18 protein-coding genes are annotated in these 23989 nt (G+C 50.7%); 14 read left to right on the forward strand and 4 right to left on the reverse strand.

The genetic code is table 11. The annotated features are described in order from the left end of the window. Positions 1-60: 60 nt before the first annotated feature. Positions 61-714: a hypothetical protein gene (locus JNJ77_01760; GenBank protein MBL8821284.1), complete on the forward strand. Its 654-nt coding sequence runs from the start codon at positions 61-63 to the stop codon at positions 712-714. Between the two features lie 77 nt (positions 715-791). On the opposite strand, the gene JNJ77_01765 is transcribed toward JNJ77_01760, so the two are convergent. Beyond that, the gene (locus tag JNJ77_01765; protein MBL8821285.1) at positions 792-1583 is read right to left on the reverse strand and encodes a metal ABC transporter ATP-binding protein; all 792 of its coding nucleotides are present in this window, start codon (positions 1581-1583) and stop codon (positions 792-794) included. Continuing rightward, a complete protein-coding gene (locus tag JNJ77_01770) occupies positions 1580-2554 on the reverse strand; it encodes a zinc ABC transporter substrate-binding protein (protein ID MBL8821286.1) in 975 nt (324 codons plus the stop codon). The genes JNJ77_01765 and JNJ77_01770 overlap by 4 nt, the downstream gene beginning before the upstream one ends. Positions 2555-2739: 185 nt before the next feature. Here JNJ77_01770 and JNJ77_01775 point away from each other — a divergent pair, with 185 nt between their 5' ends. The 3 genes from JNJ77_01775 (at position 2740) to JNJ77_01785 (ending at position 4760) form a co-directional block, all read left to right on the forward strand. Beyond that, positions 2740-3117, forward strand: a complete 378-nt coding sequence (locus JNJ77_01775; protein MBL8821287.1) for an STAS domain-containing protein — start codon at positions 2740-2742, stop codon at positions 3115-3117. Then, complete coding sequence (locus JNJ77_01780; GenBank protein ID MBL8821288.1) at positions 3101-3631, forward strand: hypothetical protein; 531 nt, start codon at positions 3101-3103, stop codon at positions 3629-3631. The genes JNJ77_01775 and JNJ77_01780 overlap by 17 nt, the downstream gene beginning before the upstream one ends. A 148-nt stretch (positions 3632-3779) precedes the next feature. After that, on the forward strand, positions 3780-4760 hold the full coding sequence (locus JNJ77_01785; protein MBL8821289.1) for an LOG family protein: 981 nt from the start codon (positions 3780-3782) through the stop codon (positions 4758-4760). A 9-nt stretch (positions 4761-4769) separates the two neighbouring features. On the opposite strand, the gene JNJ77_01790 is transcribed toward JNJ77_01785, so the two are convergent. Beyond that, positions 4770-6257, reverse strand: a complete 1488-nt coding sequence (locus JNJ77_01790) for a PQQ-dependent sugar dehydrogenase (GenBank protein ID MBL8821290.1) — start codon at positions 6255-6257, stop codon at positions 4770-4772. Positions 6258-6925: 668 nt separating this feature from the next. On the opposite strand from JNJ77_01790, the gene JNJ77_01795 reads away from it, so the two are divergent. The 10 genes from JNJ77_01795 to JNJ77_01840 all read left to right on the forward strand — a co-directional run bounded on the left by JNJ77_01795 (position 6926) and on the right by JNJ77_01840 (position 22611). After that, on the forward strand, positions 6926-10030 hold the full coding sequence (locus JNJ77_01795) for a hypothetical protein (GenBank protein MBL8821291.1): 3105 nt from the start codon (positions 6926-6928) through the stop codon (positions 10028-10030). 26 nt (positions 10031-10056) lie between these two features. Further along, complete coding sequence (locus JNJ77_01800) at positions 10057-10926, forward strand: DUF4185 domain-containing protein (protein ID MBL8821292.1); 870 nt, start codon at positions 10057-10059, stop codon at positions 10924-10926. Between the two features lie 870 nt (positions 10927-11796). Then, a complete protein-coding gene (locus tag JNJ77_01805) occupies positions 11797-16434 on the forward strand; it encodes a VWA domain-containing protein (protein ID MBL8821293.1) in 4638 nt (1545 codons plus the stop codon). Positions 16435-16551: 117 nt separating this feature from the next. Further along, on the forward strand, positions 16552-16884 hold the full coding sequence (locus JNJ77_01810) for a PilZ domain-containing protein (GenBank protein MBL8821294.1): 333 nt from the start codon (positions 16552-16554) through the stop codon (positions 16882-16884). A gap of 25 nt (positions 16885-16909) precedes the next feature. After that, positions 16910-17215 (forward strand): Dabb family protein, encoded by a 306-nt coding sequence (locus tag JNJ77_01815; protein MBL8821295.1) that lies wholly within the window; start codon positions 16910-16912, stop codon positions 17213-17215. A gap of 3 nt (positions 17216-17218) precedes the next feature. Continuing rightward, positions 17219-17641 (forward strand): YjbQ family protein, encoded by a 423-nt coding sequence (locus JNJ77_01820; protein MBL8821296.1) that lies wholly within the window; start codon positions 17219-17221, stop codon positions 17639-17641. A 361-nt stretch (positions 17642-18002) separates the two neighbouring features. After that, positions 18003-19580 (forward strand): ribonuclease Y, encoded by a 1578-nt coding sequence (rny, locus tag JNJ77_01825; GenBank protein ID MBL8821297.1) that lies wholly within the window; start codon positions 18003-18005, stop codon positions 19578-19580. Positions 19581-19778: 198 nt separating this feature from the next. Next, a complete protein-coding gene (locus JNJ77_01830; protein MBL8821298.1) occupies positions 19779-20429 on the forward strand; it encodes an ATP-dependent Clp protease proteolytic subunit in 651 nt (216 codons plus the stop codon). A 37-nt stretch (positions 20430-20466) separates the two neighbouring features. Then, positions 20467-21087, forward strand: coding sequence for an ATP-dependent Clp protease proteolytic subunit (locus JNJ77_01835; GenBank protein MBL8821299.1), 621 nt, complete (start codon positions 20467-20469; stop codon positions 21085-21087). Positions 21088-21345: 258 nt separating this feature from the next. Beyond that, positions 21346-22611, forward strand: coding sequence for a hypothetical protein (locus JNJ77_01840; protein MBL8821300.1), 1266 nt, complete (start codon positions 21346-21348; stop codon positions 22609-22611). Between the two features lie 7 nt (positions 22612-22618). On the opposite strand, the gene JNJ77_01845 is transcribed toward JNJ77_01840, so the two are convergent. Continuing rightward, the gene (locus tag JNJ77_01845) at positions 22619-23881 is read right to left on the reverse strand and encodes a hypothetical protein (GenBank protein ID MBL8821301.1); all 1263 of its coding nucleotides are present in this window, start codon (positions 23879-23881) and stop codon (positions 22619-22621) included. Positions 23882-23989 lie beyond the last annotated feature (108 nt).

Here is a 23989-nt window from a genome sequence, read left to right on the forward strand (position 1 = left end):
AGTGGTTCCTCCGGAAACCTTGCTGCAAGTGTCACCTTCGCTCACGCAGGAGGTGGCAACTTGAGTGTTACTTTGACCAATACATCATTGATTGGTTGCAGTGTACCTGCAGATATTCTTACAGGTGTATTCTTTGATGTAAGTGGAAACACAGCCCTCACGCAAATTTCTGCAATAATTGCGAATGGAAGTTTCAGAGTAAATACTAATGGTAACGCTCCAGTGGCTGGCAATGTAGGTGGAGAGTGGGATTACGCTCGAGCGAACAGTGGCACTTTGTCTGGTGTTTCCCAAAAACAAGGCATCAGTTCTTCTGGATTAGGGATATTTGCAGATGGCAGTTTCAATGGACCAGAATTGGATGGTCCGCCTAATGGAGCCGTAGACGGAATGCAGTATGGGTTGTTAAGTGCAGGTGGTAGAGCTTTGAATGCAAATGCCGCTTTATTCTCAAATGACTTTGTGCAAAACTCAGTTGTGTTCACATTGTCTGGGATTGCCAACTTAAATGACAACACTAACCTGGCAGCCTTGTTCAGCAATATCCGCTTTCAATACGGAACAGATTTGAGTGAACCGAGTTTTGGTGGAAACCCAGATGGTGGCCCGAACCCCGTTCCCGTTCCCGCTGGCGTTTTGCTGATGGGTCTGGGTGGCATCTGCCTGGCTGGTTACAAAGTTCGTCGTAACCGCAAGGTTGCCAAACTGGCCTAAGTGATCGGCTTAATCTACAACCAAAAGCGAGGCGTTACCTGCCTCGCTTTTTTCGTTCTAATGTTGCTTTTTACTTGTTAATGCCGATGTGCATACACTCCCGCATCGGCACCGAATATCTGCTTGATCATTTCACCGGTGATTATCTCTTCGCCAGAACCTTCGCACAAAATAGCTCCATCCTGCATGCAGAAGACCCGATGAGCATATTTGCTCACCACGCTCAGTTCATGCGATACCAGGATCATGGTGATGTTCGTCTCACGGTTCACCTGAGCAATCAGGTCGTAAAAGTCATTCTGACTTCTGAAATCAATACCCTGGGCCGGTTCATCAAGCAACAAGAGTTCAGGTGCCGGTTCCAGGGCCATCGCCAACAGGACACGCTGTAATTGACCACCAGATAAACCGCCTACAGGAACGTCCAGCAGGTTTTCTGCATGTACTCGCGTGAGCAGCTTCAGAATACGCTCACGCGTTGCCTTACTGATGCCCAGGAACATCGGCTTGGACTGTAGTCCCAGTGCGATCAGTTCAACCACTGTTAAAGGCTGATTGACATCAAACTGCAGCCTCTGGGGCACATAGCCAATGAGGTGCGGGTAAGGCTGTGAATGATCATGCCCGCAGCGCCATTGCACTTTGCCGGTGTAGGGTACTTCCTTCAGCAGCGCTTTCAGGAAAGTTGTCTTGCCTGAACCATTGAGGCCAATGAGTGCCGAGATGCGGCCGCGCGGAATGTTGGCACAGAGGTTTTTGAGGATAGTCTTGCTACCCAGTTGTACTGTCAAACCATCCACCACCAGCAGCGGAGAAACGGCTGAGTTAGCGTTCGATTTCGGAATGTGGTTTGGTTCAGCCTGGTTCATTCGTATGCTTTGTGCAGGTTGCGGAGGTTCTGTTCAATCTTGTCAAAAAAGTAATTGGGATCAACCTGGTACGGTGAGCCCGGCAGCGAAGGGCCGGTTTCGAGCGGATCAAGCTCAATGATCTTCGTCGTTGCAGCGTTGATTTCGCGGGCCAGGTTTTCCGCCACTCCGCGTGGAAACTGTGGCTCTACGCCAATGACTTTTACGCCGGCTTTGCTGAACTCAGCGGCCTGTTCACGCAGAGCTGCCGGGCTTAAAGGCTGATCGCCTTTCACATCGCGAATGGTCCCTGCAATGGTGATGCCGAACGATCGGCTGAAATAGCGGAACGAATCGTGAAACGTGATTAATCCACCCTTGGCATTCTTAAGTCGTTCGCGGCCTGAAGCCTTCAAATCTGCCAGCTTTTTCTTGACCGCTGCAGCCCGCTGTTTGTAGCCATCGGCATTTTTTGCATCACGATCAATCAGGGTGTTGGCAATCACATCGACCATATGCCCGGTTTCATCCATACCGAGCCAGACGTGAGGGTCTACACCTTTATGCGAAACCAGTTTGTCGCCATGATAATGGGGTTTTCCTTCAGCTTCGAGCCGCATTTCCAATGGTACAGCCTGGCCTGCACGCAGTACTTTCAGCTTGCGATTATCAGCGTTGCGAACCATACCATCGAGAAACGACTCCAGATCGAACCCGACAACGATGAACAAATCAGCCTGGGCCAGCACTTTGACATCATCGCGTGTTGGCTCAAAGTCATGTGGGCCATGTGCAGTCATCAGGCAGAGTACTTCGGCTGCATCGCCGGCAATCTGGCTGGTCAGGCATGCTACCGGCACAATGGAGGTAAGCACTTTGATCTTGCCTGTCGATTTCCAGGGCGAGCCGCTGGTTGCAGTGCCAGGCTGCGTGTTGCAGCCTGCCATTAGCAGCGCCAGCAGCCACAAATACTGGGCAAAGGTCTTGTGCATGGAGTAAAATTCCTTCCAGCAAATGGTTATTCTTCGTTATACACATTACGATAGATAGTGGAAATCAGTTCAGAGCATTGAACCGGTGAACTTTCGTAACGAATAACAATTGGCACTTGCGTTGCAGGGAAAACGCTTTAGGATAGGGTCACTCAAGTAACGGAGACAAGGGTATGACAGCACCGATGGGTTCTAAAGGCAATGCAGGTCCTGCTTTCATTCAGATTGAACGGCATGGCGATATCGCGGTCATCGTTCCGACTGCTGATGTTGAATCCATGCAGTGGGATCTGATTGAACAGGCTGCTGACATCGTGCTGCAACCACTCAAGAAAGAACCAGCCAGTGGCGTGATTGTCGATCTCAGCCAGGTGGCTTACTTCGGCTCGGTCTTCCTGTCGCTACTCTTGCGTTGCCACAAGCTGGTCAAACAGCAGGGCAACGAAATGGTGCTGTGCGGCGCTTCTGAACGTGCCAAGGAACTGCTCAAGCTGACGGCACTCGATACCCTCTGGGCTATCTACCAGGATCGTGAAGAAGCACTCGATGCGATGGTGGCATAAAATCCTCCCTGATGGGAGATGGAGATTGCTGCAATTGAGGTGGATATCACTCACCATTGTTCTGGCCTGTTCTTCCTGTTCAGATAACTGGAAGCCACAAGAATTAGCAGACTACCTTGCTCCGATTTCTGATGCTGACAAAGTCACGCTTTATTCGATAGATGGTAAGGATCCGGAAGGGAGCAAACCCTCAAACAAGGGTGCTGAAAAGTTTCATGGAACTCCTGTCTTAGGAACGATTGAGATCAAGGATTCGCAAATACGTGAACAACTGGTGCAGGCGTTACTAAAAAACATGCAGGTGGAAGGAAAAGCAATTCCGGCATGCTTTATTCCCCGGCACGGTATTCGTGCCGAGAAATCAGGAAAGACTACAGATTACGTCATTTGTTTTGAGTGTTACCAGGTTGAAGTTTACAGGAACACCATGCGTTACAAGCTGCAAGTTGAAAGGCAGCCTCAAGAACTTCTTAACCGATTGTTGAAAGAAGGTAACATTCCCATTGCTCCGTAGAGTTTGTACAGGTCAGCGAGTTCATGGGATGTCCTGTTGTAGAATCACTCATTCATGAACAATGGACAATCAGGTCAATGGGATTGACACTCGCTTGCATTGCAGTCTGCCATAAAATAAACATATCAATTGTCTTGGATACCTTTACATGGATGCCCCCACACCACGGCCTTATATCACCAACGAAAACTACATCGATCAACTGAAACAGACGGCGGACAAGTTCCTCGCCGATGGTGCCAGCCGGGCTGATATCAAAATGGTGGTTACTGCAGTCAAGGAACTGCGGTATGCCCTCAAGATGTTCGCTCCATTTCGGCAACGTCACAAGGTTACCGTCTTCGGTTCTGCTCGCATCGATCCGGATCATCCCAGTTACGAACAAGCAGTCGAACTCAGCCAAAAGCTGGCGGAGCAAGACTACATGGTTGTTACCGGTGCTGCCAACGGCATCATGGAAGCTGGCCATGTAGGTGCGGGGAAAGAAAAGAGCATCGGTGTCAACATCCTGCTACCCTTCGAGCAGGCATCCAATCGCATTATTCATGGCGATGAGAAGCTGGTGCACCTGAAATACTTCTTCACGCGCAAGCTCATGCTGGTGAAAGAATCACACGGCGTGGCCGTCTTTCCTGGTGGTTTCGGCACGCATGATGAACTGTTTGAAATTCTGACTCTGATGCAGACTGGCAAGGCAGCACTTATTCCCGTGGTGCTTGTGGAAGAACCTAATGGCGACTACTGGCACCTGTGGCTGCGCTTTGTAACCGAAGTACTGCTGCCTCGAGGCTACATCTGCCCTTGGGATGTCTCATTCTTCAAAATTACTCAGGATGTGGATGAAGCCGTAAATACCATTACCAGGTTCTACCACACTTATCACAGCATGCGTTATGTGGGTGATCACCTTGTTATTCGTCTCAAACGGAAGTTGTCGGTCACCGAAGTGCAGTATCTCAATGATCGCTTCGCTGATGTCCTCAAGGAAGGAACCATTGAACAGACAGGGGCCCAGCCCGATGAGCATCAGGATACCCACCTGGCTGATTTGCCTCGATTGAAATTCATTTTCAACCGCCAGCGGTTAGGGCGGTTGAGGCAGATGATTGATGTCATCAATAACAATTAGTGCTGAGCACTACTTTTTCCGAACGATTTTGTCGATCCCCTGCCCATTGGCTGAAAATGTCAACAGATATGTCTCACCGTCTTCATCTTCGCCAAACGACATGATGGGCAGGCTGCGGTGCTTGATTTCACGGTTGGCTACCACACGCTTCTGGTCGAAATCGTACTTGAGAGCCCAGATGCGGGCTGAAACGTAATCGGCATACAGGTACATGCCATCGAGTTCAGGGTAGGCTTTGCCTCGGTAGACATTTCCACCCGTGATGGATTTGCCCACATCGTGATGATATTCCCAAATTGGTTCAATCATCTTGTTGTTGGCTGCCTGTGATGCAGCGCCGAAGGGATGGAATGATTCACGTGGGTTCCAGCCATAGTCGGCACCTTTGTAGAGCAGATTGATTTCCTCGTAGAGATTCTGTCCCACTTCTCCGAACCACCCTTGTCCTGTTTTGCGGTCAAAAGCCAGTCGCCAGACATTGCGGATGCCGTAACAGTAGATTTCAGGCAACACACCGTCCTTGCCAACAAAGGGATTATCAGCAGGAATGCCGTACGGCTTGCCATCCGATTTCGAATCGACGTCGATGCGAAGAATCTTGCTGTGGAACGTGTTCATCTTCCGGCTGTTCTTGAACATGTCGTTAGCGCCACCACCATCGCCCATGCCGATGTAAAGGAAACCATCGTGGCCAAAACAGACCGTGCCGCCGTTGTGGTTCCACATGGGTTGCTTCAGGGTGAAGAGCACCTCTTCGCTTTTGGGATCAGCCTTGTCAGGGTCATCCTTGCTTACTTTGAAGCGTGAAACGACAGATAACAGCCCAGGCTTCTTGGTGTAGTAGACAAAGAACTCGCCGTTCTGCTTGTACTTGGGATGAAATGCCATGCCGAGGAAGCCTTCTTCGTTTTGAGTGTCCTTGTAAGTCACCCGGTCCTGGATGTCGAGGAAGATCTTGGTCTTCTTTACGTCAGGCTTATTGGGGAAAACGTGTATCACGCCATGTTGCGTGGCGACAAAAGTTCTGCCTGATTGATCATTGGCATGGGTCAGGACAATAGGCCGTAGAGGGACGGGTACGCCTTTGTCATTGACCGGTTCCCAGCCTGCCCATTCGATGTTGGGAAACGCCGGAGCAACTGTGAAGGGCAGAGGAGACTCATCGACGGGTCGAGCAGGGTCGCCTGTTGGAATCGAGATGACCTTGTTCGTTTTGGCATCAATGGCCTGCAAGCAATTTCTGGCTGGATCATAGGCAACGGCAACGATGTTTTTTTGGGGTAGGCTCTGAACACGATTGCCTGGATGAGTTTGTACAACAATGCAGTTTTTCGATTGATCGACGCCATAAAGTCTCCCGAAGTGATCGTAAGTCAATGAAGTCACGTTCCCTAACGGAATCGAGCCGATGATTTTCTTTTGCAGTAGACAAAGAATTTCACAGTGATTCTTGCCTTTGCATTGAATCAAAAGTGACGATTCTCCTGCGATGGTCATGGAAACAGGCTCTTTAATCTCATCCAGAACACCATCAGCCATCAACTTTGTGAGAGTGCCATTTTGATTACGTTTCAAAATTGCCGTGCGAGAGTTCTCATCGGTGACCAGGAGATACATCTGGCCATTCGCATCGAATGCCGTCGTTTGGATTGCACATGCACTTTCCATCGTTTTGACAATAACGTCGTTGCCAATGAGCTTGCCTTTATTCAGTTGCCAGAACTCACCGTTAAGGATGTAGTAGACATTGTTCTTGAATACTTTGAGAGACTTTGCACCAACTGCATCAATGCCGTTTTCTTCGTCTGAATATCCAGGAACTTTGCTGTCTTCTGACTGCTTCTTGAAAACTTGAAGTATCTTACGTGGTGTGCAGACAAAACCTGATCCATCCTCAGTAACTGCGATCTCAAGAAAAACATCTTCGTTTGAGCTAACTAAACTGCCGGAAAGCGTCTGATTCCAAGCAAAGAGAAGTATGCCAAAACAAACTGACGCAATTACCTTTATCGTGTGCCGCATTGTTGCCAACTCCCTGAAACAACCAGCCCGCTTAAACGGTATCTGTCTTGTCCAGACGAACCGCCGTTGCATAAATCCCTCTTTTTGTCTATGTGTTGATGTTCGTCTTGTCATCATTATTGAAAAACTAAGCCAGGATCAGCATGTCTCTTCGTAAGTGGATCATTCGTGGCATTCTGTTGTTGATGACCCTGATGCTGGGCGGGGCTTACTACGTTTATGGACAATACACCAATCCCGAAGCAGTCGCCCAACTGGTTCTTGCTGAGTTGAAACAACATTTTCCAGAAGCTGACATCCAACTCGGACATGCTGAATGGCGATTGTTTGGTGGCGTCGAGCTGAACGATTTGAAAGTGACGCCTCGCGATCAACCCGGCCATCAGCCTGCTGCTATCCTCAGGCAGACCAGGCTGAAGATCGATAAGGCACAACTGGCACAAGGCAAATTTGAACTGCAGAAGGTTATCCTCGATCAGCCCATTCTGAATCTCGATCGAGATGAACAAGGCCGCTGGAACGTCTTGAGCCTGCTGACTGCCAAGCCAAAGGCATCTGGAACTATTCCTTTTGTATTTCTCAGCAAAGGCACTATTCGTTTCCATGATCGCCGCCTGGACTTTCCCATCCTGGAATTGAACAACGTGGAAGCCAAGCTGAATCCGCAGCCTCAGGGCATGCTGGTAGGCGAAGGGCATGGGCAATCTTCGTTGTTGGGACAGATTCAGTTTCGTTTTTCGCACGACCCTGTCAAAGACTGTACCGAATTGTCTTTCACCATTCCGGGAATCGAGTATCAACCCAAACTGGAAGAGATCATTGTCAAACTGCTTCCATTCTGGCGTGAGCAACAGATCCGTGTTCGAGGCAAACTTGCTCTGGATACCAGGCTGACCTGGTATCCGCATCAGGATATTCCCGTTATTGAATCGACGCTCAGGTTGCAGGATGGTGAAATCCGTCATCCTCGACTGCCTGTGCCTCTGAAAGAAATTAAGGCAGATATTGAATATCAACCCGACTTGTTGCTGATTCGGTCCATCACTGCCCAGGCTGAGCAGGGTTCATTGAGTGGACAGGGACGCGTCAATCTCGCTTCCGATATCCGCTTGCTGAAGGAACATAAGGCTGTCCTTCATCTGGAATATCAGAATATTCACTTGCATAAAGGTGTCTATCCGTCTTTGCCGCCGGTGCTGCGCAAATTCTGCGAAGAGATGCAGACAGCAGGCATGATCAACGGTTCTCTCGATGTTACCTGGCAAAACCAACAGTTAGGTATTGGCTATGTGCTCAGGCCTTTTCAAGGCGCCTTTACGGCTGATGACTTCCCTTATCCTGCCAGCAATGTGACAGGTATGCTCCAGTACACCGAGCAGGGCGAAACCCCTCTGCTTCAGGTTGATCTACGAGGCGAGTTCAGCGGCAGGCCATTCAAGCTACAGGGTGAACTGCACGGATCAGGACTGCGACCTGATAACAAACTCAAGCCGGGCATCAACCTGCAAATTATCGCGGAGGGAATGCCACTCGATGCTAACTTGTTGCGTGCCTTGGAGCCTTACCCCGAAACGCTGCGTGTGATCAAGCAGTTTCATGCTGCTGGATTTATCGACTGTGATATTCGGCTGCAACGCAATGCCGGGCAACACGACGGGGATAAGCCACTGATACAGCGTTGGGTAAAAGCACAGTTGAAAGATGTACGGTTCCGTTTTGATCCATTCCCCTGTCCGGTTGAGAAAGCCAGCGGCAGGCTGGATATCAACCCAGATAAGTCATGGCGCATCACGCAATTTAAGGGTGAACACCGTGGTGGCGCTGTCACAGGCCAGGCCTGGATGGCCGGTACCAGTGCTGGCGATGTTCTGCATGTCGATCTGCACGCCAAAGAGTTGCCCTTTTCCAATGATCTGTATGAAGCATTGCCGGTTGAAGTCCAGACTGTCTGGAAGCATATGAAGCCAGTTGGTCGTGCTGATTGTCATGTAACCTTTGAGAAGCTGGAAAAAGGTAAGCCTGTTATTGATGTAGACTTGTCTACCAAAGGTATTTCGATTCAACCCACATGCTTCCCATATCAGATGGATAATTTGCAGGGCAGTTTTCGTTTCGCCAATCAACAGGTTCAGATTGGATGTCTGACTGCAACGCATGGCCAGACTGCGATTTCACTGGATGGCGGGCATGTCACGGTGCGTCCGCATGCGGGATTTCTGGTTCAATTGCATGGCATGAACCTCGATCAGGTTGCCGTAGATGACGATTTGCTCAAGGCCCTGCCTCCCATGCTGCGCGACAGTGTGGCAGCACTTAACCCCGATAAACCATTCAAAGTGCGATTGAATATGGATGTGGATGAGCCAGGTGATGAGAAGCCGGTTCGAATGGCCTGGAACGGAAGCCTGGAATTCAACCAGACGCAGTTCCAGTGTGGTACACAACTGAAAGATGTTACAGGGGTGTTGCTGATCGAACAGGGGAACTATGACGCTGGCAAAGTCAATTGCACTGGGCAACTCTACCTGCGATCTATGGATATTGCGGGAAAGCAGACTATTGGCCCAGTCCATTCCAAAATCCTGCTGACGCAGCATGCGCTGCAACTACACGATGCCCAGGCCAGAGTGCCGGGTGGCGGTGTGCGTGGTTTGATTGAAGTGAAATTTGGAGCTGCACATCGGTATCATCTGGATCTCACTGCTGATGTCATGCTGGAACAGTTTTTCGCGCAGAACCGAGAGTTGAAGGGGCGAGCTTTAGCCAAGCTCAGGCTGAACGGCGAGGGCAGTAACCTGCGTAATCTGTATGGCGACGGTTCCATACTGGTGGAGCAGGGGGCGCAACTGTATCAGTTGCCTTTACTGATTGACATCTTCAATCAGTTCAGTCAGATGTTACCCAAGGCAACGAATTTCCAGACAGCCAAGGTGGACTTTGCAGTTCAGGGAGATCGGGTTACTGCCCAGAAACTGCAACTGCTCGGCGATGCTTACAGCATTGAAGGTTCAGGCAGCGTCAAGCTCGATGGCAGGGAACTGAACCTTGTTCTGACCATGGTCATGGGTGGAAGAACCTTGCCTTTGATGCCTGCAGCGCTCGATACACTGAACAAAACAATTGCCAAAGGGCTGATGAAAGTCAATGTCACTGGTTCCATCGATAAAGTGGAAGTTCATGTCGCGCCTGTTCCATTTTTAACTCAACCCATCCGGGATATGATTCAGTCTGTCGGTGGCAGGAATTAAGTCCAGACTCATGGTTGATGCAGGATATGCATACACTGCTTTTCTTATTGCTCTTATTCACCGCCACTCAGGCCGGTAAACCATTGCCTGAGTTGGATCAGTTGTTTCAGCAACAGTCAGGCTGGATTGGTGGCGATGGATTTTATTCAGTCAGGTTGTCGCCTCATAAAATTGCCTGGCTGTTCAGTGATACTTGGATCGGTAAAGTCGAAAACAAAAAACGTACGGATGCAACCATTATAAACAACACGGTTGTCATCGAAGATTGTTCCAGCGGCAAACCAGTGATGAGTTTCTGGTATCAAAATCGCGAAGGCAAGCCGGAAGCGTTGTTCAAGCCTGCCAGAAACTCCAGGGATTGGTACTGGTTGCAATCCGCAACCATGACTGGCAGTCAGCTTGCTGTGTTCATGGCAAGGATCGAAAAGACAGACGACAAAAGCGTCTTCGGGTTCAAGCAGAATGGGCAATGGCTGGCGATGGTGAGTAACCCACAGGAATCTCCACAGAAATGGAAGTATGAGCAATGCGAAGTGCCTCATTCCAAGTTTGAGAAGGATCGTTCTGTCTGCTGGGGTGGCGCAAATTGCCAGGTGGGCGATGATCTTTACGTCTACGGCTTTGTTGAACAGCGCAAGCTGAAGTTGTTAACTAGATCGCTGGTGGTCGCCCGAGTACCTGTCCAATCTGTGAACGACTTCAAGCAGTGGCGGTTCTATGGTGCCGGTGATTGGCATTCTGATCCAGAAAAGGCTTCACTCATGGCAGGTGGAATGTCTCCAGAATTTTCGGTAAGTCGTCTGGGAAGTGAGTATGTGTTGATTTACACGGAGAATGGTTTGTCCGAGCGCATTCTGATGAGGAAGTCTGCCAACCCGTGGGGGGCCTTGGTCTGAAGCAAAAGTGGTCTACGTCTGCCCGGAAATGAGGCAGGATAAAAAACTGTTTACTTATGCAGCCAAGGCGCATCCACACTGGTCGTCAGAAAAACAACTGGTGATTTCATACGTTGTGAACTCGCTTGATTTGTGGCAGATTGCACGTGAGGCACAGTGGTACTGGCCACGATTTGTTGGTGTTCCGATGCAATAGTTACAACTGTCAAAGTTTGCCCAGTTTCAAATGCAACGTGATCGTTAAGGTCAATGCACAATCCGCCAACCTGTCACAACCGATTCAGGTTTTGATGGATTCAATTGTTGACCACTGATTTTTACTCTACATTTTGCCTGTATCATGGCAAACTAGGTAGGAGACGTGTGTGGTTGATCATTCACACTGAGCAACCGGTGCAGCAAAAAGTGAATGCTTGCATCGTGGTTGGGCAGCGTGAAGTCGACGCTGTGCCACGTAGTGTTATAGGAAAACTTGGGAGGAGCTTTCTCATTCTTCAGGTCCGTTGAGACTTGCAGTTCCAAATCGTTCAGCAGCATTGTTCGGATATTAACTCATCCAGCAACGCAATCTGTACCGATTGGATTGCTGAAGCAATTCAACAGCCTATTCAGGCATGATCTTACGTTATCAGGGATAACCGGTCGCGTAAGCAGCTGAAAACAATGAGAAAGGTACGGTAGCGACGCGAGGGAAATGAACAGATTTAACAGCAGGTGATCATTAAACTTGAGCCACCTTGCGAAATCGGTGAAATTTCTCTAGCCTTCCACCCCAACTTTCTGCTATACTACCAACACAACTCTAGGAGCACCCTGTCTTGGGGCTCCCACTATATCACGTCTGTCTGTTTCACATATCGGAGTCTGGACATGATCTCTGTCCGTCGTCAGCTTTTCTTAGGCGCAGTCCTGGCTGCTACCACTGCAACTGCTTCTACAGCACTCCTCGGCGATCAAGGCGGTCGTCCCGCGAGCACGTTGGCTGCATTCCCACAAAACCTGAGCAAGCTCAGTGAACGTTTTGTGCAGGCCAAATTCCTGGAGTCAGGAGTTCATACCTATCAGACTGCATCAGGCGAAAAATACTTCGCCTTGAAGCTGCAGCCTGAACTTGCTGCACACACAGCACCGGTGAAGACCGATGTGCTCTTCCTGGTCGACTCCACTGCCAGCCAGGCTGGCATTCCCTGGCACACTGCCAAGGCACTCACCAAACAACTGAGTGAGAAATTCGGCAGCGAAGATCGCGTAGCCATCGCCTCCGTTGCTGCCAAGGTTTCACAACATACTGGGTGGGTATCAGCCAAAGACGCCAAGGTAGAAGGCGCATTGAAGGCATTAAACGATGTTACCCCGATGGGCGTTGCTGATCTGAAGACAGCCATCCAGACCGCACAGAACCTGTTTGATGGTTCCCATGATCGCCGGAAATTGGTGGTCTACATTGGTGATGGCGTTAGTGCACTGAATCCGCTGCAGGCTAGCGATCGCGCCAACCTGTCCAGCAACCTGCTCGGCAAGGAAATTCAATTCTTTGTCATTCCAGTTGGCTTCAAGCCTGATGTTCTAGATATGAGCGGCATCGCATCAGCTACTGGTGGCGCTGTGCTTCGTCTGGCCAATCAGGAAAAGCCTGAAGCAACTACATCCCGCTTCTTCAAGAGCATGACTGCACCTGTCATGCGTAATGTTGAAGTTCAACTGCCTGCGGAAGTCACTCTGGCTTTGCCTGGCAAATTGCCACCGCTGCGTGCCGATCAGCCAACGCTGGTAGTTGGTGAATATCAGAATAAGCTGAATCAGTTTGCAGTCACTTGCAAAGGCCAGGTCAACGGACAGGCTGTCAGCGTTACTCAGAACGAAAAAGTATTGACCAGCACTGCTGATTGCTTCTTCCTGCCGAGCATGGTACGCCAGTGGAAACTGGACCAGAATGCTCCAGCACTGGTACGTGCTGACCTTGCACTGGTATTTGCCAGTTCACAATCTGCATTCGCCAAGGAAGATTTACTCACCCAGGCTGCATTTGCTGTGAAAGGCAATCAGCTTGATCTGGCTTCTCAGTTGTACTCGGAAGCTGCCAAGCTTGATCCACAGGATGCTGACGCGCAGGCTGGTATCCGCCTGGTTTCGACCTTGCAGAAGAATCCTGCTAACAATGCCAAACTGTTCGCCAAGCAGCAAGGCAGTGGCAACAAACAGGAAGACGATCTGCTCAAACGAACTCAGCAGGCTGCTGATGTTGAAGCACAGCGTGTCAAGTTGAGTGTTGAAGAAACACTCAAGCAGGCTCGGAAAGACCTGGCAAGCAATCCTGTTGATGCACTCAATCGCCTGCGCTTGCTCGAACAGGAAGTGCGAACCGATGCCAATATCAGCGAAGATCTGAAAAAACAGATACGTTCACAATTGGAAGGTGAAATCCGACTGGCACAAGTCAAGTCAGAACGATTTGAAGCTGAAGCTGCTGAAAAAGAAGCTCTTCTGGCAGCTGCCAAGGCACGCGAAGCCATTGCCCGCATTCGCGAAGCAACTGAAGAACGCCTGCGTACCAGCATGGCACAGTTCGATGCGTTAATGGCCAAAGCCCGTTATGAAGAAGCAGTCATCAAGGCTGATGAAGCTCGACGTTATGCAGCCAGCCTGTCACATCCACGCTACACCGAAGTGGCAGTTGCTGCACGGGAACAATCCGACAGCGCCTATCAGCAATCGCAGTGGGATCGCATTATCGCCATCAAACGCGATAACTTCCTGGCAACGATGTTGACGATTGATGAATCGTCCATCCCGACACCAGATGAACCACCGTTGTATTATCCACAACCTGATTCGTTCTTCTTCCGTGGTCGCAGACAGCGAACCTGGCTGGAGTTGAGCGATTATCGAATCTCACGCTGGACCGATCCCTATTATGGGATGCCCGTAGCCAAGGAAGCCAGCCGTCTCCAGGAAACGCTGTACAAACCAACGAATCGATTTGAAAAGTACTTCGATCAGGAATTCCCACTCACTGAGTACATTGATTTCATCAAGACTGCATTCGATATCACATTGGTTATCAACACGAATGCTTTCCGTGATCTTGAGCCAAATATCAAGCAATCAGATATTCGTGATATCAAAGTGACGATTCCGCGCATGAAGGGAGTGTCACTGGCAACCATCCTTACCTACCTGTTAGCAGATCTGAAAAAAGGTGATCTGGCTCTGACTGCAACCTACATCATTCGTGGTGATTACATTGAAATCACGACGCAGGAACGAGCTCTCAGTGAACGCATCGTACGTGTTACGGATGTTGGCGCTCTCGTAATGCCTCCAGTAACCATGACCATCGCCTTCGGTGGTGGTGGCATGGGGGGTGGTGGTATGGGTGGTGGTATGGGTGGTGGTGGTATGGGTGGCATGGGCGGTGGCATGGGTGGAATGGGTGGCATGGGCGGAATGGGTGGTATGGGTGGAATGGGTGGCATGGGCGGAATGGGTGGTATGGGCGGAATGGGTGGTGGTATGGGTGGTATGGGAGGTTTTGGTGGTGGTGGAATGGGTGGAATGGGTGGTGGTATGGGCGGTATGGGTGGTGGTATGGGAGGAATGGGCGGTATGGGTGGCGGTATGGGTGGGGGTATGGGCGGTGGTATGGGTGGCATGATGGGAGGCGGTGCCTTCGTCAACTTTGCCAGTCAGGGTACACGTTTCATTCAATCATTCATGCTGCAAAACCTTATCCGCGTCGTCATTACTGATGCTGATTGGGACGATGAAACCGCACAAGCGGGTGGCGGTTTAGGTGGTGGTGGCGGACTTGGTGGTATGGGTGGCGGCGGCCTTGGGGGTATGGGAGGCGGTGGGCTTGGTGGTATGGGCGGCGGCGGTATGGGTGGAATGGGCGGTGGCGGTATGGGTGGCATGGGTGGTGCTCCTCTTAAGGGCAACCCCGATAAAGATCAGATGTTCTACTATGATCAATCGCTTGCCATGGTCTTCCGTGCACCTTCCAAGCGCACGACCAGACTCCCTTCGCCATACAAACGCATTGAAAAAGAAGGTGGTCCTGCAGGCCCTGGTGCTGGCGGTGGCCCTCCAGGTGGCGGTTTGGGTATGCGTGAACGCAACGGTGGAAACCTTGGCGACGCGCTGGCCAACAAGGATAACAAGAATCAATCAACAATGGTTGCTTCGAAACCATCATCACCAGATGTCAATCCAGGCAGCTTCTGGGATAATACCATTCAGAAGAGTGGCACTGAAAATAGTCTGACGATAGCTGCTGTCGATTTCCTGGTTCAGAATGGCAAAGCGGAACATGCTGCTGCATTACTCAAGGCAGCACTGAAGCACTCAGTGGCACCTCGCCCCTGGATGTACGATGCTCTCGCATTAACTCTGGAAATGTCGAATGGCAATCCAGAAGAAATCGAGCAGGCCCTTTTGTCCGGTGCTGATCTGAAGCCAGGCAAGGTTGATGGCCTGCTTCAGGCTGCCAAAGCCATGGCTAAGCACAGTAAGTGGCAGAAAGCAGTTGAGTATTGCCGCAAGAGTGCAGATCTGAATCCTCAGAACCCACAACCATATCTGGAAGCATTGAGCTATGCTCAATCCGCCAAGGATGTGGCTGGCATGACTTGGGCTGCTGGCGCTCTCCTGTCACAGGATTGGCCAACGGACGCAGTCGATCTGCATGGCAAGGCTCGCCAGGCTGCAGAAAAGCTGGCTACTGCACTGTCTCAGGACGGTCGCAGCACGGAAGCCAGCAAAATGCTACAGTCGTTTGAAACCAAGGCTCAGCGTGATCTGGTTGTGAAACTCACTTATCAGGGCGAAGCAGAACTGGAACTGGAAGCAACCGATCCAACCGGTTCAACCTGCTCCACAGTGTCCAGCCAGTCCATTGGTGGTGGCACACTGGCTATCGATAAGGCCAGCGGTGCTCGTGCCAAGAAGTACAGCGTTGCAGAAGCCTTCGCTGGCAAGTACGCCTTCACCGTTCGCCGCGTCTGGGGACGTACTGTTGGTGGCAAGGCAACTCTGGAAATCATCCAGAACCAGGGCACAGCTGACGAGCGTGTTGAACGCACGACGCTGACACTCGACGATGAAACCACTTTGAGCTTCGATCTCAAGCAGGGTCGCCGTCATAACCCAGCCCATCTGGCATCACCAGATACCTTCCGTCAACTGGCTCAGGAGAGACGCTTGAACCAGGCTGCAGCCAACAACACCCAACTGGATACACTGGCATCGCCAGTCATCCTCGGTGGTGAAGGCAAGGTGCAAGCAGTTCAAGGTGTCAAGGCGCTGACTGCCAAGGCAACCGAAATGGAAAAGTTGGCTCTGCTTGGGCAAACCGAAGTCGATCTGCCTGCACAGGGCGGCGTGGGCCTGGCTACCAGCATCCGCTCCACGGCTGATGGCAAGAACGTCAGCTTGAAAGTGCAGCCGGTCTTCGTCAAGCAGCAGGTTGAATCAGCCAAGCTGCCTGTCATCCCCGGCAGCGGTTCATAAGTAACCAATAATTCAATAAAACCATGCCTTATCATCTCAGATGATAGGGCATTTTTTGTATTGATGACCGTGCGAGGTTGTTTAGGATAGAGGTATGCTGTCCCCTCGGAAAAAGTCATGACGACATCAGATGCCAACCGGCGCAGTTCTATTCGCAAGCGGCCTCGCGGCTGGCTCTTGGCTGAATGCCGCAAGCGTGGCACCATGGGGCCGAACATTGCTGAAGTTGTCTGGGATGTATCACAGACCGGTCTCTGCATGGTAACCAATGCCGAATTGAAAGTCGGGCAGGATCTCGAAGTGCAGATCACCAGTACCAGTCTCACGCAAAAACTCAAGACCAACGGTACAGTGGTCTGGGTTGATCAGCTCGACAGCACCAAGTATTCGATTGGTGTTCGTTTTGAACAGATGTTGCCCTACCAACAGATCTGCCAGTTGACGATTTAACAATATCCCAGCACAGGAATTCATCATGATCGGCCACATGGTCTATTTCACTTTGAAAGAACGTACTCTATCAGCCAGGCAGAAACTGGTATCGGCATGCCAGAAATACCTGAAGGGTCATGAAGGCACGGTTTATTTTGCAGCGGGAACCGTGGCAGAAGAATTCAGCCGCGAGGTCAATGATCGTGAATGGGATGTGGCACTGCACCTGGTGTTCAGGGATAAGGCAGCTCATGATGTGTACCAGGATCATCCCAGGCACGCTCTGTTCATCAATGAAAACAAGGATACCTGGCTGAAAGTGCGCGTGTTCGATTCCTTCATCGAGTAGATCATGAAATCACATACGCAATATCTGACGCTGAACCTGCCCACGAAAATGGGCTTCATCAATATCACACCGGATATACAGCAAGCAATCGATGCCAGTGGTGTGCGTGAAGGGCTGGTGCTGGTGAATTCCATGCACATCACCAGCAGCGTGTTCATCAATGATGATGAACGCGGACTGCACCACGACTTTGGCAAGTGGCTTGAGAAACTGGCGCCGTTCAATCCTGATCCGAATCATTACCACCACAATCGCACCGGCGAAGACAATGCTGATGCCCACATGAAGCGCCAGATCATGGGCCGGGAAGTAGTGGTGGCGATCACGAAAGGCAAACTTGATTTCGGCCCATGGGAGCAGATATTTTACGGCGAGTTCGATGGGCATCGGGCTAAGCGTGTTCTGATAAAAATTATCGGTGACTAAAACCGGCAGCGATACTGCTTCCCCTCCAGAAGATTCTCTTTGCATCTGTGTGGTGAAGCGGTATCATGCCGGTAGTGACTCGTTTAACCATGTGCTTGAAACTATTCTGCACATGCTATCCATAGCCGCCAGAACCTGACGTATCGATTGACGGGGCGCGAGCCCCATTGACACACACAAATAGGCAGAACATTACAGGAAAACATGCCCGTCCTGCTCGTGAATATCATTTGTACTACCATTTCCCGGCAAACCGATCGGATGCCGGGGCAGTACCGTAGCAGGCTGTCCGAAACCGTGTCTCACCGCGAAACGTCTGGTCCGTCGGCTTCATTTATTGCCGTAAAGGACTTGACTGAACATGTACGAACTAGCCATAGCTGGCGTTGCCCTCCTGCTCGGCCTGGCCGGCGGGTTTGGCATCCGACAGTGGGCCGATCGTTTACGCAAGGCAGGCTTCCAGAAGGATGTCGATGCCATGCTCGAACAGGCTCGACGCGATGCTGAAGTGATTATTGCCCAGGGGAAAACCAACGCCAAGGAAATTGAACAACAGGCCAAGGATGGATTATTTCAGAAACGGGAAGAATTCAACAAGGAACTGCAGGGAATTCGCAATGAACTGAAAGACCAGGAACGCCGCATTGAAAAACGGGAAGAATCTCTTGATCAGCAGCAGCAGGCCCTGCTCAAGAAAGAGAAGATAGTTGACAAGATCAAGAAGGAAGCGACAGAGCGCCGGGAGCAACTGGATCGTAAACTAACCGATCTGCAGAAAGCGGAGAAAGAACAAACCGACAAGCTGCTCGAAATCAGCGGCATGTCGCGAGAAGAGGCAGGCTCTCAAGTATTAGCCCGTGTGGAACAGGAACTTGCCCAGGAAATCGGCAAACGCATCCAGAAGCACGAAGAACAGCTCAAATCGAAAGTGGAAACGCGGGCACGCGAGATCATTGCCACTTCCGTGCAGCGTTATGCTGCTGCCCACACTGCTGATACGACCGTCAGTACCGTGGATATCCCCAGCGATGAAATGAAAGGCCGTATCATCGGTCGTGAAGGTCGCAATATCCGTACCTTCGAGAAAGCTACCGGAGTTGATGTCATTGTCGATGATACGCCGGGTGTCGTGGTGGTATCTGCGTTTGATAATGTCCGTCGCGAAACTGCCAAGCTGGCGATGCAAAAGCTGATTGCTGATGGACGCATCCACCCCACACGCATCGAAGAGATCGTCAACGAAACCAAGATGGAGATGGAAAAGTCCATCATGGAAGTAGGTTATCGTGCTGTGCAGGATGCCAATGTCGGCCCTGTGCACGATAAGCTGGTGGAACTACTGGGCAGATTAAAATTCCGCACCAGTTACAGCCAGAATGTTTTGTTGCACAGCATGGAAGTAACCCATATTGCGGGGTTAATAGCAGAAGAACTGGGTTACGATGGCAAACTGGCCCGGCGCTGCGGTCTGCTTCATGACATCGGCAAGGCTGCAGACCATGAAATGGAAGGCGGGCATCCCCAGATTGGTGCCGAACTTGCCAAGCGGTATGGCGAAACCAATCCGCATGTGCTGCATGCCATTGTTGGGCACCACGACGATATCACCATCGATCATGTGTATACCGTTATCGTGGCTGCTGCTGATGCCATCAGTGCTTCGCGTCCCGGCGCTCGACGCGATACGCTGGAAAAGTATGTCAAGCGACTGGAAGAACTCGAATCGATTGCCACCAGTTTCCATGGCATCGATCAAGCCTTTGCCATTCAGGCCGGTCGCGAAGTGCGGGTGATTGCCAATTCTGAAAAGATCAGCGATCAGGAAGCACAGAAAGCGTGTCGCGATATCGCCAAGGCTATTGAAGAAAAGATGAACTATCCGGGTGAAATCAAGGTTTCCGTTATTCGTGAAACTCGCTTCGTGGATTATGCACGATAGTACAGTCAATCAATACTTGGTACCCGCAGTACGGGTGCCAGGTTTTCTCTGTTGTTTTTTCGACCAAATCCAACGGACATCAGGTCTGGTCATCATTACCAGAAAGCACGCTGTGCTGACGTGCTGACTGGCATTTGCAATCTGGTGGTCTGCCGTATAATGCGGGTGTAACAGATTCTTTCGTAATTGGGCACGAAGATGGTACCAATCATTGGTGATGAGTTTATTCCTTCGCAGATTCAGCTGCCTCCCAGCATTCAACGGTATCGCGATTATGCCAGGCAGCGACAGATGTCGCTTGGCGATCTGCTGCTGGAAAACAGGATCATTTTCCTCGCTGGCGTCATCAATGACATTTCCGCCATTGAAATCGTCATGAAAATGCTCTACCTGCAGTACGAAAATCGCACGCAGGAAATTCATTTCTACATCAGCAGCCCTGGTGGTATGGTAACCAGCACTTTCGCGATTTACGATACGATGCAATTCCTCGAATGCCCGGTAGCAACATATTGCATCGGCATGGCTGCCAGTGGTGGAGCTATCCTCCTGGCTGGTGGCAGCAAGGGGAAACGTTATTGCCTGCCCCATTCCAAGGTCATGGTGCATCAGCCTCATGGCGGCATTGGTGGCCAGGTGTCCGACATTGAAATCCAGGCTCGTGAAATCGAGGCTGACCGTCACAAGCTGAACGTGTTGCTGAGCAAGCACACGGGCCAGCCCATTGAAATCATTGCCCGAGAGACGGAACGAGATCGTTACTTTGGCGCCCAGGAAGCCAAGGAATTTGGCCTGGTGGATGACATTCTGACCAAACCACCGGTCGAACTGCCTAAGACCGCATCATAACCAGGCTTAACCATATATCAGGACAGGATACCTTGACATGCCGCTAGTACCCATAGTTGTTGAGAAAAGTGGACGCGAAGAACGGGCGATGGATATTTACTCCCGCCTGCTCAAGGATCGTATTATCTTTCTGCAGGGCCAGGTGGATGATCACATGGCTAATATCATTGTGGCCCAGATGCTGTTCCTGCAATTTGATGATCCCAAGAATGACATTCATATCTACATCAACAGCCCCGGCGGATCGGTTACCGCTGGACTGGCGATTTACGATACGATGCAGTTTGTCAGTTGCCCGGTAGCAACGTACTGCATGGGCCAGGCAGCAAGTATGGGGGCTGTGCTATTGGCTGCGGGAAACAAAGGCAAACGGTTCTGTCTTCCCAATGCCCGGGTGATGATTCATCAGCCAATGGCAGGCAGCGAGGGCACCGCCACAGAACTGTTGCTGCACACTAAGGAATTCCTGCGTCTCAAAAAGAGATTGAACGAAATTCTTTTCAAGCACACTGGTCATCCTCTGGATCAGATCGAAAGAGATACTGATCGTGACAAGTTCATGTCAGCACAGGAGGCCATGGAATATGGCTTGGTGGACAAAGTTCTAGAACGCATTCCCATGCCCGTGATGAAAGCTGCTTCGGAATCAAAGGATTAACCAATTAGAGAATTGGAGATAGTTGTAATCTAGGTAAACTGAGCAAACTGAGTTTCTTGCCTGTTTTGACAATTGCAACATTATCGAATCTGAAACAAGGCTTCCCCGAAGCCTTGTTTTATTTTATGCCGATAAGAATACTGTGCGTCTTTCGGGGGAGAAGACCAGATCGTCATGCGCCTGTCGTCTGGATTCTTACAGTGGTGTTGCGCCGTTCAACCTTCTCTGCAACGGGGAATGGTGCTGCTTGTTTGTTGCATGGCAACAATGGTTCAGACGGGTTGCAAGTCTTTAACAGAGAAGCGAGAGCAGCAGGATATTCTGGAAGCTGAACTTCGACAACAGGAACGGCATATTCAGGAACTCAAGGCAGAGGTAGATCGCAAGGAATTCATGATCCAGGGAATGGATCAGGAAATTGAACGGATGCAGCACGCCGCTGCTGGCAGGCAGAGGGCTGGTGAACCGCCGGTTCCTGGTGTGGTGAAAGAAATTGTTCTTGGACGGTTGACTGGTGGGTTTCGCTCAAATCCCCGCATTCCTTTTGACGATGCGCTGCAATTCCTGATTGAACCACGCGATTTGGATGGTCATTCGATCAAGGCACCTGGATCAGTCCATATCGAAATATTTGAAATAACATCAGCAGGTTTGAAAGTACCACTCTCTGCGTTTGATATCTCTCCGAAGGAACTCAGGCGATCCTGGGATCAGCCTATGTTGGGTTCTCCCTCCTACCGAATTCTGATTCCATTCAAGGCCATGCCCACGCAGGAGAAGATGCGTGTCGTCGTTCGCTTTACCACACTCGATGGCAAGCTGTACGAAGCGGAACGTGATTTCACGATTCGATTGCCTGGCCCGGGCCAAGCTCCCATGATGCCTAGGGGAGCAGCAGTCCCCGGGGGGTATACCGTTGTTACTCCCGGCCACATGATTAATGGCACCCTGGTTGGTCCGCTGAATAATCTGGTTCCTGCTGCTTCGCCGCTTCCTGCTCCTGCCAACCTGAGCTCTGCACCAGCAGAAGCGGGCCGCATACCTGCACAAATTGAAAACAAATCGGTTAACACACCGCCTCCTGTGCCACCGGAGTCTAAACCTACAGCCCCTGAGTTGCCTTTGCCCAATCAGCCCGATAAGGACAGCGGCAGCTCTTCAGTTATTCCTATCATTCCGCTGAAGCCACGAGAAGAACCATCAAGCTTACCTGGCACACCTATTACACCCAATAAGATCAATCAGGATGGTCCACCGCCTCTCCCGGCACCACCAACGCCACCTGAATTTGAAAAGAATATCCAGCAGACAGGGTATGAAACCTTGCCTTCGCCCAGTGAGCAGCCTCGAACTCCCCGTCCGCTCTTCCCGAGCAACATATCGTCAGAAAATCAGGCTGGACAGTTGGTTCCAGTTACAGCCTCACCACCTGCAGTATGGCGACAGCAGCACTCAGCAGTGCAAGTAGTCAATCAAGCGGAAACACCTGCCATCAAGCTCTCCAAGCCAATCCGCGTTCAATAACACGTGATTATTGGATTTTGAGTTTTCTGCTCTTACCCAACACAATCAGGTTCACTTCATCTCGGGCGCCTGCGGGTATCTCGCAGATGCAGTTGACATTCCAGTTGAGCCCGATTTCATTCGGCTGCTCCAGGTCTGAGTAGATGATGTGGCCTGACGATCCTTCATTCCATTTGACATGGATGTATCCTTCCACACCACCTGTCAGGCCCTGCTGATTGCCTAGAATTTTCTTGCCTGTGACATGTTCGAGGATGTTGCCTCCGCCACCATCCTGTCGCTGGCTGCCCACCGAGATGACAACCTGCATGCCATTCTTGTTTTCAAAAGTAATAGTGTCATCGTACTCTTTGAGGGTGCCTTCGTGCGACCAGTTGCGATCAGGTGGCTTGGGACCAATGTAATCTCGCAGCGATACTCTTACACCTTCCTGTTGAGGTGGTTGATAGCTCAACTGAAATTCGCCTGCAGCCATATTGTCATCCTGAATAAACATGACATCCTTTTTCACCCCGTTGGCTTCCACTTGAATGGCTTCTTTGGTTAGATAAATTCGGGTTCGAACGCCTTGGAAGACGCGATCGATTTCGGAGTACGGCACTTTCAATCGCAGTAACAGGAATTTTCCTTGTGGATTCGGCCTGGCAACCACAATCTGTCGGGGGCCTGGAATGCAGTATGCTGCGGTTTCCGAGTTCATCACTCGCACGCCAACATTGTTGTATCCCATTCCATTGATAACAGTATACACATCAACAATCTGTGCTTCAGGTGCACTCGCGAACATCTTTCCGAAGGGAACAAACATGAAGATCAGTGTGATACCGGTCACGCAAAAAAGGAAAAGGGCAAGAAGGACAAAGAACATGCCGCGGCTGATTTCTGTGCCGCCAATTCGCACCGTTGCGCCTGCGAGCTTTGCCTTCTTCTTTTTCTTTTTGTTTTTCTTCGGTGTTGATGGAGTAGGTTCATCATCCACTACTTCGGGTGGGGGCGGAGGAACGGAGCTGCGAGGCTTGCTGGGAATGGGTGCCGGTGTCGCTCTAACAATCGGCTTGGCCATGGGTTGAGTGCTGCCAGGTTTTGCAGTCTGGGTAGGAACAACTTTAGCCTGTGGCACAATAGGCTTTGCCAGGGGTGGATTCGAAGGCGATCCTGGATACTTCATCACCTTCTGACAGGCAGGGCAGCGTATCGAAGTGCCAGAGGCGATTCCGGCTGGCAACGTTAATGCCTGGCGACAACTGGTGCACGCAATCATACTAGCCATGATACTCTCACTTGAACCTGCAGAGGATTCCACCACATCATGGTCAGATGTTGATCGAGTTGCAAGTATTCAGTTTGACAAAATGGATAACTCAGGGTCAACTAAGTA

Source organism: Planctomycetia bacterium (genome assembly GCA_016795155.1).
Taxonomy (GTDB): Bacteria; Planctomycetota; Planctomycetia; order Gemmatales; family HRBIN36; genus JAEUIE01.